At 72.6% G+C, this 13,333-nt stretch carries 9 protein-coding genes; 4 read left to right on the forward strand and 5 right to left on the reverse strand.

Going from position 1 to position 13,333, the window contains the following annotated elements; all coding sequences use genetic code 11:
• Positions 1-191 precede the first annotated feature (191 nt).
• Entirely contained in the window at positions 192-3,569 is a 3,378-nt protein-coding gene (locus tag ACGFRG_RS09510) for a BTAD domain-containing putative transcriptional regulator (RefSeq protein ID WP_393262850.1), read from the forward strand.
• A 55-nt stretch (positions 3,570-3,624) separates the two neighbouring features.
• Here the strand turns inward: ACGFRG_RS09510 and ACGFRG_RS09515 are convergent, their stop codons facing one another.
• The 3 genes from ACGFRG_RS09515 to panB all read right to left on the reverse strand — a co-directional run bounded on the left by ACGFRG_RS09515 (position 3,625) and on the right by panB (position 6,530).
• Entirely contained in the window at positions 3,625-4,485 is an 861-nt protein-coding gene (locus ACGFRG_RS09515) for an ABC transporter permease (protein WP_361425234.1), read from the reverse strand.
• Entirely contained in the window at positions 4,482-5,510 is a 1,029-nt protein-coding gene (locus ACGFRG_RS09520) for an ATP-binding cassette domain-containing protein (RefSeq protein WP_361425231.1), read from the reverse strand. Before ACGFRG_RS09520 ends, ACGFRG_RS09515 begins: the two co-directional genes overlap by 4 nt.
• A gap of 144 nt (positions 5,511-5,654) precedes the next feature.
• On the reverse strand, positions 5,655-6,530 hold the full coding sequence (gene panB / locus ACGFRG_RS09525) for a 3-methyl-2-oxobutanoate hydroxymethyltransferase (protein WP_361425228.1): 876 nt from the start codon (positions 6,528-6,530) through the stop codon (positions 5,655-5,657).
• A 302-nt stretch (positions 6,531-6,832) separates the two neighbouring features.
• On the opposite strand from panB, the gene ACGFRG_RS09530 reads away from it, so the two are divergent.
• Positions 6,833-7,855: an endonuclease/exonuclease/phosphatase family protein gene (locus ACGFRG_RS09530; RefSeq protein ID WP_361425452.1), complete on the forward strand. Its 1,023-nt coding sequence runs from the start codon at positions 6,833-6,835 to the stop codon at positions 7,853-7,855.
• A 72-nt stretch (positions 7,856-7,927) separates the two neighbouring features.
• On the opposite strand, the gene ACGFRG_RS09535 is transcribed toward ACGFRG_RS09530, so the two are convergent.
• Complete coding sequence (locus ACGFRG_RS09535) at positions 7,928-9,679, reverse strand: NAD+ synthase (RefSeq protein WP_393262854.1); 1,752 nt, start codon at positions 9,677-9,679, stop codon at positions 7,928-7,930.
• Positions 9,680-9,782: 103 nt separating this feature from the next.
• Between ACGFRG_RS09535 and ACGFRG_RS09540 the strand changes: the two genes are divergently transcribed.
• Together ACGFRG_RS09540 and ACGFRG_RS09545 are read left to right on the forward strand one after the other, a co-directional pair.
• Positions 9,783-10,460, forward strand: a complete 678-nt coding sequence (locus ACGFRG_RS09540) for a DUF998 domain-containing protein (protein WP_393262857.1) — start codon at positions 9,783-9,785, stop codon at positions 10,458-10,460.
• Positions 10,457-11,275 carry an alpha/beta fold hydrolase gene (locus tag ACGFRG_RS09545; RefSeq protein WP_393262860.1) on the forward strand — a complete coding sequence of 273 codons (819 nt, stop codon included), beginning with the start codon at positions 10,457-10,459 and terminating at the stop codon, positions 11,273-11,275. The genes ACGFRG_RS09540 and ACGFRG_RS09545 overlap by 4 nt, the downstream gene beginning before the upstream one ends.
• 116 nt (positions 11,276-11,391) lie before the next feature.
• On the opposite strand, the gene ACGFRG_RS09550 is transcribed toward ACGFRG_RS09545, so the two are convergent.
• Positions 11,392-13,311: a S53 family peptidase gene (locus ACGFRG_RS09550; protein ID WP_361425216.1), complete on the reverse strand. Its 1,920-nt coding sequence runs from the start codon at positions 13,309-13,311 to the stop codon at positions 11,392-11,394.
• Positions 13,312-13,333 lie beyond the last annotated feature (22 nt).

Below are 13,333 nucleotides of genomic sequence, written 5' to 3' on the forward strand. Positions count from 1 at the left end.
GTGCGATCGGACGGGCCCGACCGTACAGGTGATACCCGTCGAACGTGTGGCGATCCCGTACGAGTTCCGCCCCCGGTCACCGTCCGATACGGCCCCCGTCACCGTCCGATACGGCCCCTGGTCGCCTTGTGGGCGGCGGGTGTTGGAGGGCGGGGGCGTCGGGAGCCGGCGCGGTCACGGAGAATGGGCACGTGCGCTACCGGATTATCGGCACCACCCAGCTGCTCAACCCCGAAGGAACGGCGGTCGCCGTCGGCGGGGCGCGACTGCGCGCCCTGTTGACGGTGCTCGCCCTGCGCCCCGGCCGGACCGTGCCGGTCGCGCGGCTGGTGGACGAGGTGTGGAACGGCGAGCCGCCCGCCGACGCCGCCGGTGCGCTCCAGGCGCTGGTCGGCCGGCTGCGGCGGGTCGCCGGGCACACGGCGGTCGCCTCGGCCGAGAGCGGCTACCGCCTGGACGCCGAACCGGACGACATCGATCTGTACCGCTTCGAGCGGCTGGCCGGGGAGGGCGTGCGCGCCCTGGAGCAGGGCGACCCGACGAAGGCCATCGCCCTGCTCGACGACGCGCTGGCGCTGTGGGCCGGGCCGGTCCTCGACGATCTGCCCGACCGGGCGGCCGAGGCGGCCCGCTGGGAGGCCCGCCGCCTGGACGCCCGCCGGGCCGGGCTCACCGCCGCTCTCGCGCTCGGCCGGGCCGACGAGACGCTGCCCGAGCTGGCCGCGCTCTGCGCCGCGAACCCCCTGGACGAGCCGCTGCACGCCCTGCGCATCCGCGCCCTGCGCCTGGCGGGCCGCACGGCCGAGGCACTGGCCGCGTACGACGACGTCCGCCGCACCCTCGCCGACCGCCTGGGCGCCGACCCGGGCCCCGAACTGCGGGCGTTGCACGGGGAGTTGCTGCAAGCGCCGCCGGAGCCCGCCCCGCGCCCCGCCCTCCCCCGAGCTCTCAAGGAGCAGGGGGGACCCCCAGGCAACCTCCGGGCCCGGCTCACCTCCTTCGTCGGGCGCGAGGCGGACATCGAGACGATCCGGCGGGATCTGGGCGGGGCGCGGCTGGTGACGCTGCTCGGGCCCGGCGGAGCCGGCAAGACGCGGCTCTCCCAGGAGGCCGCCGAGGCCGTCGACGCGGCCGGGGACGGCTGGCCCGACGGGGTGTGGCTGGCGGAGCTCGCGCCGGTTTCCGACCCGGCGGCCGTGCCCGCCGCCGTCCTTACCGCCGTCGGCGCCCGCGAGACCGTGCTGCACGGCGCGGGCGCCGAGGAGCTGCGGGCCGCCGACCGCGCGGGCGCCGACCCGCTGGTGCACCTCGCCGGGTACTGCGAGCGCCGCCGGATGCTGCTGCTGCTCGACAACTGCGAGCACGTGGTCGGCGCGGCCGCCGAGCTCGTCGCGTATCTGCTGGCCCGCTGCCCCGGGCTGACCGTCCTCGCCACCAGCCGGGAACCGCTGGGCGTGCCGGGCGAGTTGGTGCGGCCGGTGGAACCGCTGCCCGGGCCCGTGGCGCTGCGGCTGCTCGCCGACCGGGGCGCCTCCGCGCGGCCCGGCTTCCGGATCGAGGACGACCCCGAGGCCGCCGCCGAGATCTGCCGCCGCCTGGACGGTCTGCCGCTCGCGGTGGAGCTCGCGGCGGCCCGGCTACGGATGTTGACACCCCGTCAGATCGCGGACCGGCTCGACGACCGGTTCCGCCTGCTGACCAGCGGCAGCCGGACCGTACTGCCGCGCCAGCAGACCCTGCGCGCGGTCGTCGACTGGTCCTGGGACCTCCTTGAGGAGTCCGAACGTACGGTCCTGCGCCGTCTGTCCGTCTTCGCGGGCGGCTGCGACCTGGCGGCGGCGGAGGAGGTCTGCGCGGACGCGGACGGTGGCGACGCCTGCGGTGACCCGGCCGTGCCCGCCGTCGACGTCGCCGTCCTGCTCGGCTCCCTCGTCGACAAGTCGCTCGTCGTGGCCGCGCCCGGGGACGACGGCGGCATGCGCTACCGGCTGCTCGAAACCGTCGGCGAGTACGCGGCCGAGCGGCTCGATGCCGCCGGGGACCGGAGCGCGGTCGAGCGCCGCCATCTGGTGCACTTCCGCGAGCTGGCCCGCGCCGCCGATCCCCGGCTGCGCGGCCGGGGCCAGCGCGCCGCCGTCGCGTTCTTCGAGCGGGAGTACGAGAACCTGCGCACCGCGCTGCGCCGGGCCGTCGCCCTCGCGGACGAGCAGGAGGCGCTGTGCCTGGTCCACGCGCTCACCACGTACTGGCATCTGCGCGACATGCGCGGCGAGGCGCGCCGCTGGGCGCACGCCGCCGCCGGGCTCGGCCCCGACCCGTTCGCGCCGCCCGCCGCCCCCGCGCCCCCGGTCTTCGCGCGCTGCACCGACAGCCCGCCGCCGATGGAGGACGAAGTGCTCCAGGAGGCCCGGCGCGGGGTGCGGCTGATCATGCTCGCCGACATGGACCACGACACCGACACCTGGACGACCCCCGAGGCCAAGGAGCGGCTGCGCGCCATCGCGAGCGTCTACCGGCCGGGGCTGCCGCAGACCTGCCGGATGCCCGGCATGCTCTGGTTCTTCACGATCGTGCTGACCGGCGACGCGGACGGGCTGAAGGACATGCTCAACGCGACGGTGGAGGCCAGTGCGGAGCTCGGGTACGAGTGGGACCTCGCCAACGCCCTCCAGATGCGGGCCAACGTCCTGGCCAACCGCGGCGAGTGGGCCGGCGACGCGGGCCGTGACGCCGACGCCGCCCTGGACATCTTCCGGCGCCTGGGCGACGACTGGGGCATGGCCGAGGCGCTGTCCGCGCGCGGCGAGGCACGCGAGCGACGCGGCGAGTACCCGGCGGCGGCCGTCGACTACGACGAGGCCGTGCGGTACGCGGAGCGCCTGGGCGCCCCGGGGCAGGTGTCGCTGCTCAAGGCGCGGCTCGCCGGGGTGCTCCTGGAGACGGGCGAGACCGAGCGCGGGGAGGCGATGCTGCGCGAGATCGTCGCCGCCGGCCGCCGGGCCGGGCACGAGGCGTTCCCCGCCGCCCGGCTGTTCCTGGCGATGTGGCTGGGCCGCAGCGGCCGGATCCCGGAGGCCCGCGAGCAGGTCGCGGTGATGCTGGACGAGTTCAGGTCGAGCAACCTCTCGCTCTTCGAGGGCTTCGTCATCGGGGTGCGGGCCTGGCTGAACAACGCCGAAGGGCTGTTCGCCGAGGGCCTGCGGGACGCTCGCGAAGCGTTGGGCAGGGCCCTGGACCCGCTGGCCCGGATGGTCGCGCCGCAGATGATCCCGGTGCATCTGCTCAGCTGCGCCTGGGCGTTGGCGGGGCCCGCCGAGCCCGGCACCGACGTCGACGTCGCGCTCGACGCGGCCCGGCTGATCGGCGCGCACGACGCCCTGCTGCCGCCCGTCCACGTCCCCACGGCCCTGGAGAAGGAGCAGCGGGCCGTCGTCGAGTCGGCGGTCCGCCCGCTCCTGGACGACGCCGCCTACGAGGCCGCGTACGCGGAAGGCGGCGGCCTCGATGTGGACGAGGCCGCCGCCCTCGCGCGACGCGAACGACGAGGGGGTCAGGACCCCCGTACCTGACACCCCGTCGGAATCAGGTGGACCGGAATCAGGCGCGCCTTCGCGGCCTCCGGTATCAGGTGCGCTTGCGGAACTTGGCGACCGCGAGCGGCGCCGTCACCGCGGTGATCGCCACCGACCAGGCCAGCGTCATCCACACCGAGTCGGCGACCGGGCCGCCGTTGACCAGGTTGCGGGCCGCGTCGGCGAGGTTGGAGAGCGGGTTGTAGTCGGTGAAGGACTGCAACCAGCCCGGCATGGTGGTCGGCTTGGCGAAGATCGACGAGCCGAACTGCAACGGCATCAGCACCAGCATGGCCACTCCCTGGACGGCCTGCGCCGTCTTCATGGTGAGACCCAGCAGAATGAAGATCCACATCAGCGAGGCGCCGAACACCAGCGACAGGCCGACCGCCGCGAGCAGTTCGAGCACCGAGGTGTGGATGGACAGGCCCAGGATGAAGCCCATGACCAGCAGAATCGTGGTGGCGACCATCATGCGGCCGATCTCGACCACGATCTTGGCGATGAGAACCGACGACCGGGCTATCGGCATGGTCCGGAACCGGTCCATGACGCCCTTCTTGAAGTCGTCGTTGATGCCGGTCCCCACCGCCATCGCGATGTTCAGGCCCTGCATCGCCATCAGGCCCGGGATCAGGTAGTTCACGTACTCGTGCTGGTTGCCCTTGCCGGAGACCGCGCCGCCGAAGACGTAGACGAACAGCAGCGTGAAGATGATCGGCATGAGCACGGCGTCGAACATCGACTCCGGGTCCTGCTTGATCTGGAGCGCGTTGCGGCGCGCCAGGGCGCCGATGTGGCGCAGATTGGCCCGCAGGCCGATCCGGGCGTCGGCGTCGGCGACGGGCGGACGGATGCCGGTGGGCGCCCGGCGGGAGGTCGCCTCGGCCTCGGTGGCGGTGGTGGTGCTCATGCCGCGACCTCCTCGATGGTGTGGTTGCTGTCGGATTCCTGCGAGTCGGAGGTCTTCTTGCCGGTGATGGCCAGGAACACCTCGTCCAGGCTGGGCAGATGGGTGCCGATGTGGGCGATGCCGAAGCCCCGGGCGCCCAACAGGCCGACCACGGCCGTCAGTTGCTCGTCGCTGAGGATCGGCACGTTCAGCAGGCCCTCGTCCGGGACCGCCTGGGTGCCGGCCACGCCGTCCAGACCGGCCTCGGCGATCGCCCGGGCCATCGCGCCCAGCTGGTCCGGGTCGGTGGGCCGGATCTGCAGGGTGCGGCCGCCGACCTTCGCCTTCAGCTCGTTGATACCGCCGTTGGCGATGACCTTGCCGCGGTCGATGACGGTCAGCTGGTTCGCCAGCTGCTCGGCCTCTTCCATGTACTGGGTGGTGAGCAGCACGGTCGCGCCCTCGGCCACCATCCGCTGGACCTCGTCCCACACCTCGTTGCGGGTGCGCGGGTCGAGGCCGGTGGTGGGCTCGTCGAGATAGAGCACGGCCGGGTTGCCGATCATCGAGGCCGCGAGGTCGAGGCGGCGGCGCATACCGCCGGAGTAGTTCATCGCGGCCTTGTTGGCGGCCTCGGTGAGCGAGAAGCGCTCAAGCAGCTCGTCGGCGCGGGCGCGGGCGTCCCTGCGGGACAGATCGAGCAGCCGCCCGATCATGTACAGGTTCTCCCGGCCGGACAGCTTCTCGTCGACCGAGGCGTACTGCCCGGTCAGGCCGATGGTGCGGCGCAGCTGGCGCGGCTGGCGCACCACGTCGTACCCGGCGACGGTGGCCGTGCCGGAGTCCGGCACGATCAGGGTGGACAGACAGCGGACGAGGGTGGTCTTGCCGGCGCCGTTGGGGCCGAGGACGCCGAGGACCGTGCCCTCGCGTACGTCCAGGTCCACGCCGTCCAGCGCCTTGGTGTCGCCGAAGTGCTTCACCAGCCCCCGCACCGTGACGGCGTTGGCGGCGCCGTCCTTGGGGTTCTTGTCGATTCGCGTCATGACCACAAAGGTGCCATCCGCCACCGACAATCCACCGACAGCCCACCTACAAGACCGACAGCCCGCCGACACGAGGCCGACGAGCTGCCGATCAACAGCCACGCATGGTCCGCAGCTGAACGATCACGTTCCAGTGGCTCACGTCTAGTGGAACGTGTGCTCCTCCGCAGGGAACTGAGCGCCGACAACCTCATCGGCAAAAGCCTTCGCCGCGTCGCCGAGCACGCCGCGCACATTGGCGTACTGCTTGGTGAAGCGCGGCACCTTCCCGCCGGTCAGCCCGACCATGTCGGTGTAGACGAGCACCTGCGCGTCGCACGACACGCCCGCGCCGATCCCGACGGTCGGGATGTGCAGCGAGCGGGTGATCTCGGCGGCCACCTCGGCCGGTACGAGTTCGAGCACCACCGCGAAGGCGCCCGCGTCCTGGGCCGCCTTGGCGTCCCGCAGCAGCTGGTGCGCGGCCTCCTCGGAGCGGCCCTGCACCCGGTAGCCCATCGCGTTCACGGACTGCGGGGTCAGGCCCAGGTGGGACATGACCGGGATGCCGGACTGCACGAGCAGTTCGGTCTGGGCCAGCGAGCGCTCGCCGCCCTCCAGCTTGACGGCCCCGACGCCGGCCTCCTTGATCAGGCGGGTGGCGCTGCGCAGTGCCTGCACCGGGCCCTCCTGGTAGGTGCCGAACGGCAGGTCCGCCACGACCAGGGCGCGCTTGCTGCCCCGTACGACCGCGGCGGAGAGGATGGCGATCTCGTCGAGCGTGACCGGCACGGTCGTCTCGTAGCCGAGGTGGCAGTTGCCCATCGAGTCGCCGACGAGGAGGACCGGGATCCCGGCCTCGTCGAAGACGGACGCGGTCATCGCGTCGTACGCGGTGAGCATGGGCCACTTCTCGCCGCGCGCCTTGGCGGCGGCGATGTCGTGGATGGACACGCGGCGCGTCGACTTGCCCCCGTACAGCGCCTTGCTGCTGTCGGAACGTTCCGCCTGATTCTGCGCAGCCTTGAGTTGTTGCGTCATCGCAACGGCTCCTGTTCGTCATCTCGAAGCGCCCTGACGGCGTCTCCGGACCACTTCCATGGTGGCATCCCGCCCCCGTCGACGGGAAGTGGGTGCCCCGGTCACATAAGTGCGTGAGCTTTAAACCACTGTGGCCAGCAAATATGCGCGTTTTGTCACAGCCGCCGTCACAGCCGTGACCTCTGGAACCCCCGGTCGCGCCTGGCCGTCATCGGCAGTACGACGACAGGGAAAGCCACCCGTCATCGCCTAGGGTCATCGGGGCGAGGGTGTGCGAGACGCAAGGCAGTGAGGGCAGCGGTATGACGCGGGCGTACATGACGGAGACGGGGAACGGCAGCGCGGAGGGTGAGCGCTCCGGATCCCGGGTCCGGCGCCTGCTGGACGGCTGGCGGGGCGACCCCGGCATCTGGCGGCGCGGCATCGTCCTGGCCGCGGTCGCGGTCCTGATCTCGCTGGTCATGCTGGTCCACGCGCAGATCCCCAACCGGATCGGCAACCTGGGCAGCCTCACCGAAACCTTCCTGCCGTGGCTCGGTCTTTTCGTCCCGGTCCTGCTCGGCCTCGCCCTGTGGCGCCGCTCGGCGACCGCCCTGATCGCGCTGGTGCTCCCCGCGACGGTCTGGCTGAATCTTTTCGGCGGGCTGCTCACCGACAAGGAGAGCAAGGGCGGCAACCTCGTCGTCGCCACCCACAACGTCAACGCCGACAACCCCGACCCGGCCGGCACCGCCCGCAAGCTCATCGCCTCCGGCGCCGAGGTGCTGGCCCTGGAGGAACTGCCGGGCGACAAGGTCCCTGCGTACGAGAAGGCGCTGGCCGGGGCGTTTCCGCACCACTCGGTCCAGGGCACGGTCGGCCTGTGGAGCAAGTACCCGCTGAGCCACGCCGAGCCGGTCGACATCAAGATGGGCTGGACGCGCGCCATGCGGGCCACCGTGAACGCGCCCGCCGGCCAGGTGAAGGTGTACGTGGCGCACATGCCCTCGGTACGGGTGAAGCTCAGCGCCGGGTTCACCGCGCGCCAGCGCGACGCCAGCGCGGACGCCCTGGGCGACGCGATCGCGGGCGACCCGCTGAAGAAGGTGGTCCTGCTCGGCGACCTCAACGGCACGATGAACGACCGCGCCCTGAACAACATCACCTCGCAGATGCGCTCCACCCAGGGCGCGGCGGGCAACGGCTTCGGCTTCACCTGGCCCGCGTCGTTCCCGATGGCCCGGATCGACCAGATCATGGTCAAGGGCGTCGAGCCGAAGTCGTCGTGGACGCTGGGCAGGACGGCGAGCGACCACCTGCCGATCGCGGCCCGGCTCAAGATCTGAGCGGTTCCCGCCGTACGCGGGGAGGGAGCCGGGGCGATGCCCCGGCCCCCTCCCTGTTGAAGAGCCCGTGGCTCAGACCGTCTCGCGCCACCGGTTGGTGATCGGCAGCCGTCGGTCCTTCCCGAACCCCTTCGCCGAGATCTTGGTGCCCGGCGGGTACTGGCGCCGCTTGTACTCGGCGGAGTCCACCAGGCGCAGGGTCTTCGCCACGACCTCCGGGTCGTAGCCCGCCGCCACGATCTCCTCGCGGCCCTGGTCGCGGTCGACGTACCGGGCCAGGATCGCGTCCAGGACCGGGTAGTCCGGCAGCGAGTCCGTGTCGACCTGGTCCGGGCGCAGCTCGGCGCTCGGCGGCTTGACGATCGAGTTCTCCGGGATCGGCGGCACCTCGCCGCGCGCCTCGGCGGCCTTGTTGCGCCAGTTGGCGAGCCGGAAGACGGTCGTCTTGTAGACGTCCTTGATCGGGCCGTACGCGCCCACCGAGTCGCCGTAGAGCGTCGAATACCCCACCGCCAGCTCGGACTTGTTGCCCGGCGCCATGACGATGTGCCCCTCCTGGTTGGAGATCGCCATCAGCATGGTGCCGCGCAGCCGCGACTGGAGGTTCTCCTCGGCGAGCCCGGTCAGACCCAGCGAGCCCATGTACGCGTCGAACATCGGCTCGATGGAGACGGTCCGGAAGTGCAGGCCCGCGCGCCGGGCCAGCTCGGCCGCGTCGGCCTTGGAGTGCTCGGAGGAGTACTTGGAGGGCATCGACACGCCGTACACGTTCTGCGCGCCGACCGCGTCGCAGGCGATCGCGGCGACCAGGGCCGAGTCGATGCCGCCGGACAGGCCGATCAGGACGGACCGGAAGCCGTTCTTGGCCACGTACGCGCGCAGCCCCACGACCAGCGCCGAGTAGACCTCCTCGTCGTCGTCGAGGCGGTCGCTGTAGCCCCCGGCGAGCTCCGGCTCGTACGCCGGGACGGGCTCCTGGGAGAGGATCACGTGGTCGATCCGCAAGCCGTCGTCGACCGTGCCCGACGGCACCGGACCTGCGGCCGGGAGCTCCAGGTCGAGCAGCACACAGCCCTCGGAGAACTGCGGGGCGCGGGCGACGACCTCGCCGTCGCGGTCGACCACGATCGAGTCGCCGTCGAAGACCAGCTCGTCCTGGCCGCCCACCATGGCGAGGTAGGCGGTGGTGCAGCCCGCCTCCTGGGCCCGCTTGCGGACCAGTTCGAGGCGGGTGTCGTCCTTGTTCTGCTCGTACGGGGAGGCGTTGATGGAGATCAGCAGCCCGGCCCCGGCGGAGCGGGCGGCCGGGACGCGGCCGCCGTCCTGCCACAGGTCCTCGCAGATCGCCAGCGCCACGTCGACGCCGTGGACCCGTACGACCGGCATGGTGTCGCCCGGCACGAAGTAGCGGAACTCGTCGAAGACGCCGTAGTTGGGCAGGTGGTGCTTGGCGTACGTCAAGGCCACCGCGCCCCGGTGCAGCACCGCGCCCGCGTTGCGCGGCGCGCCCGCGGGCTGGCCCAGGCGGTCCTGGGCGGACGTGGACCGGTCGAGGTAGCCGACGATCACCGGGAGCTCGCCCAGGCCCTCGGCGGCCAGCCGCGTCGCCAGCGAGTCCAGCGCGGCCCGGGACGCCTCCACGAAGGACGGGCGAAGCGCCAGGTCCTCGACGGGGTAGCCGGTCAGCATCATCTCCGGGAACGCGACGAGATGCGCCCCCTGCTCGGCGGAGTGCCGGGTCCAGTGCACGATCGCCTCGGCATTGCCGGTGAGGTCGCCGACGGTCGAGTCGATCTGATTCAGAGCGAGGCGTAGTTGAGGCACCCGGCCAGTGTAATCGTCAGAGCGACGCGATGTCGGGTGAACAAGCCGGGCGGCGCCGCGCTCCGCCGGTACGGGCCGCCCGGTAAGTACCATCACCAGCACTATGTCCCCCTCCGGTACCCCCGCCCGGCCCGCCGTCGTCCTGCTCACGCTCGGCGCGCTCGCGTACACCGCGTGGGTGCTCGAAGTGCTGCTCCACACCGGGCTCGACCCCGTCCAGACGTATGTGAGCGAGCTCGGCGCGGTCGACCAGCCGCTCGGCGGGCTCTTCAGGGCCACCGACCTCACCGCGGGCGTCCTGGTCCTCGCCGGGTCCGCGTGGGCGCTGTGGCGGTGCGAGCGGCGGCCCTGGACGGTGACCGGCTGGGCGGCCCTGGTGCTGTTCGGCGCGTCGACGGTGGCCGACTCGCGGCTCCCGCTCAGCTGCGCGCCGACCGTCGACCCCGAGTGCGCGGCCCGCGAGACGGCCGGTCTCGTCCCGGCCACGCACACCGCGCACGCCGTGAGCAGCAGCCTCGCGATGGCGGGCGCGCTCGTCGGCATCGTGGCGCTCACGGTCGCGGCCCGCCGCTACGGCCGCTGGGCCCCGCTCGCCCGCGTCGGCCCGGTCCTGGTCGTCCTCGAACTGACCGTCACGCTCTGGACGCTGGCCGCGATCGCCGCGTTCGAGGCCGGGCGCGGCACCTGGTCGCTGGGGGCCGGGCAGCGCGCGCAGGTGCTGCTGGTCGCGGTGTGGCTGGGGGTGCTCGCCCACGCCGTGGCGCGGGAGAATCGAGTATGACGATCGTATGGATCGACGGGGTCCCGCACCACGTGGTGGTGGAGGGCAGCGGTCCGCCCGTGGTGCTCAGCGCGGGCCTGGGCATGGCGTGGTTCGACTGGGACCCGGTGGCGGCGCTGCTCGCCCCGCACCGCACCGTCGTACGCTTCGACCGCCCCGGCCACGGCCTGTCCGGCCCCGCCTGCGCGCCGCCGACGGCCTCGGGGGAGGCGCACCGGATCGCGGCGGTCCTGGACGCGGTGGGGCAGGGCGGCCGGGCGACGGTGGTCGGCCACTCGATCGCGGGGTTCCACGCGGAGGCGTACGCACGGCTGTACCCGGACCGCACGGCCGCGCTCGTGCTGCTCGACTCCAGCGTGGAGGCGGACGCACGGGTGCCGCTCGCACCCCGGGCCCGGGTGGTGTCGGCGCGGGTCGCCGGGGCGGTGTTCGCGGGGGCGGGGATGCCGGCGGCGCTCGGCCCGCTGCTGCGGCGCGCCACGGTCCGCCTGTCCCGCACCGGCGGCCCCGACCCGGCCCCGCGCGCCCTGGTCGACCGCTGCTACCGCACCTCGCGGGTCTGGCGGGGCGTGATCCTGGAGAACGCCCGCTACCGCGCGGTGGCGGCCGAACTCCTCACCCTCCGCGACAAGTTCCCCCTCCCCGCCGGAGCCCCGGTCCGAGTCCTGGCAGGCGGCGCGGGCGGCCCCTCCTGGCTCCACCGCCAACGCGACCTGGCCACCCACTTGGAGGCGGACTTCCACGTGGCGGAGGGGGCGGGCCATTTGGTGATGCTGGACAACGCGGGGGCGGTGGCAGAGGCGATCCTGGGCTGAACAAAAAAGCCCCGCCCCGGGCCGAGATGACGGCCCGGGGCGGGTTTTCAGGGGCGCGGGGAACTGCGCGACCAGCCACGCACGGTCCGCAGCCGAACAACTCCCGCGCGGAGCGCTTAGCGGTGGTACCGCGAGGCGAACGACGCGACGTAGCCGGGGGCCGGGGTACCGACACCGGTCACGTCGTCGTACCCACGCGTGGCAGACAGCGAGCTGTCGTGCCCCAGGGTGCGCACAGACGTGAGCAGCCCCTTCGACGCGTCGACACCGTTCGCGAAGTCCACCCGGGCGACCGCGAGTTCACGCGACTTGCCCAGCGGGTGGTCGGTCACGTCGTGGAACAGCGGCGAGCCGTACCGCGCGTAGATCGACGGGTTCGCGAACCCGATCGGGAAGTTGCGGGCCTGCTGCGCCAGCGCCTGGACACCCGCGATGACCGGGGCGGCCAGCGACGTACCACCGATGCGGTACTCGTCGTACTTCACCGACTTGTCGGGGAAGGTCTGCGTCTGGCCGACCAGGAAGCCGGTGTTGGGGTCGGCCACGGCCGCGATGTCCGGGACCGTGCGCATCCGGTCCGCGCCGTTCGCCTTGGCGAGCGCGTCCGGCACGATGCCGTGCTGGTAGAACGGCTGCTTCACGGAGGAGCTGGTGCCGCCGCCCGCGCCGGAGGTGAACGCGCCCGGGAAGTTCGTCCAGCTCTTGCCGTCCGCCGACAGCGAGGACTTCAGGGTGCCCCAGCCGGTCTCGAACTGGTACTTGTCGCCCTTGCCGACCGCGAGCGAGGTGCCGCCGACGGCCGTCGCCCACGCCGAGTTGGCGGGGGTGCCGACCTGCTTCTTGCCGCTCTTGGCGGCTTCGTCGCCGTCGTCGCCGGAGGAGAAGTAGAAGCCGATGCCCTCGACCGCGCCGAGCTTGAACGTCTGGTCGTAGGCGGCCGCGATGTCCGGCGTCTCATTGGACTCGACGTCGCCCCACGAGTTGGAGACGATGTCGGCCAGGTGGCTGTCGACGACCTTGTTCAGCGCGTCGAGCAGGTCCGGGTCGTTGCAGGACGCGCCCGCCACGTAGACGATGTCCGCGTCCGGCGCGACCGCGTGCACGGCCTCGACGTCCAGCGACTCCTCGCCGTACCAGCCGGCCGCGTCGCACGCCTCGGTGCTGTTGAAGGCCGCGGGGCGGACCTCGCTGTACTGGTTGTGCTTGTACGACTTGTCGCCGTTGCGCAGCGCGTACTGCTGGGCGTCCTTCGCCATGGTCGGCGAGGCGAACGCGTCGGTGATCGCGACGGTCACGCCCTTGCCGGTGTAGCGGCCCGCGCCGTACGCCGCGCGCAGCTGCTTGCCCGTGTACCCGTGGACCGCGTACGGGATCTTGGTGCCGTACGCGTCCGGCAGGGTGGTCGCGGTCTTCGAGCCGTAGTACGTCGAGAACGGCCCGGAGTTCTTGAACGCGGGGCCGGGGCCCGGCAGCGTGTCCTGGTGGGTCGCCTTGTGCGGGGCGTTGTCCAGGCCGGTCACGGTGAGCACCGCGTCGGCCAGCGCGCCCGGCGCGGAGGCGGTCGTCACCGGGGCGCGGTAGGTCCGGCCGCCCTTGCTGAAGTTGTGCAGCTTGGTGCCGAACGCCTTCTCGGCCGCGGCGACGTCGCCGGAGACCGAGATGTAGTGCTCGTTGGCGCCCGTGACGGTGAGGCCGGCCGACTTCAGCCAGCTGGTGACCGCCGCGACCTGCGCCTTGGTCGCGCCGAAACGCTGCTGCGTCTGCGCGGGGCTCAGGTACTTGCCGTACGAGTCCGACTTCGGGTCGGACACGGCCGCGGCATACGCGGCGAGGCCCTTGGCGTCGCGGCCCGCGAGGTAGACGCGCGCGTTCACCTTGTTCGTGTTCGCCGTGGCGCCCTGGTCGGCGGCGCCGGTCGCCCATGCGGGCTTGGTGCCCGTCAGGGCGGCCCGCCCGGACGGCACCGGGTCCGCGGCGTGGGCGGACGGTATGCCGAAAGCGAGTGCGCCGGCGAACAGAGGCAGTGTCGCTGCCATGCTCACGACGCGCCGCTTGGTG

Source organism: Streptomyces sp. NPDC048696, assembly GCF_043198895.1.
Lineage (GTDB): Bacteria > Actinomycetota > Actinomycetes > Streptomycetales > Streptomycetaceae > Streptomyces.

Excerpts from the sequence above, each read along its gene's own strand:
- ACGFRG_RS09515 (WP_361425234.1), bottom strand. The coding sequence starts at position 4,485 with ATGAGCACCACCACCGCCACCGAGGCCGAGGCGACCTCCCGCCGGGCG.
- ACGFRG_RS09520 (WP_361425231.1), bottom strand. The coding sequence starts at position 5,510 with ATGACGCGAATCGACAAGAACCCCAAGGACGGCGCCGCCAACGCCGTC.
- panB (WP_361425228.1), bottom strand. The coding sequence starts at position 6,530 with ATGACGCAACAACTCAAGGCTGCGCAGAATCAGGCGGAACGTTCCGAC.
- ACGFRG_RS09530 (WP_361425452.1), top strand. The coding sequence starts at position 6,833 with ATGACGCGGGCGTACATGACGGAGACGGGGAACGGCAGCGCGGAGGGT.
- ACGFRG_RS09540 (WP_393262857.1), top strand. The coding sequence starts at position 9,783 with ATGTCCCCCTCCGGTACCCCCGCCCGGCCCGCCGTCGTCCTGCTCACG.
- ACGFRG_RS09545 (WP_393262860.1), top strand. The coding sequence starts at position 10,457 with ATGACGATCGTATGGATCGACGGGGTCCCGCACCACGTGGTGGTGGAG.
- ACGFRG_RS09550 (WP_361425216.1), bottom strand. The coding sequence starts at position 13,311 with ATGGCAGCGACACTGCCTCTGTTCGCCGGCGCACTCGCTTTCGGCATA.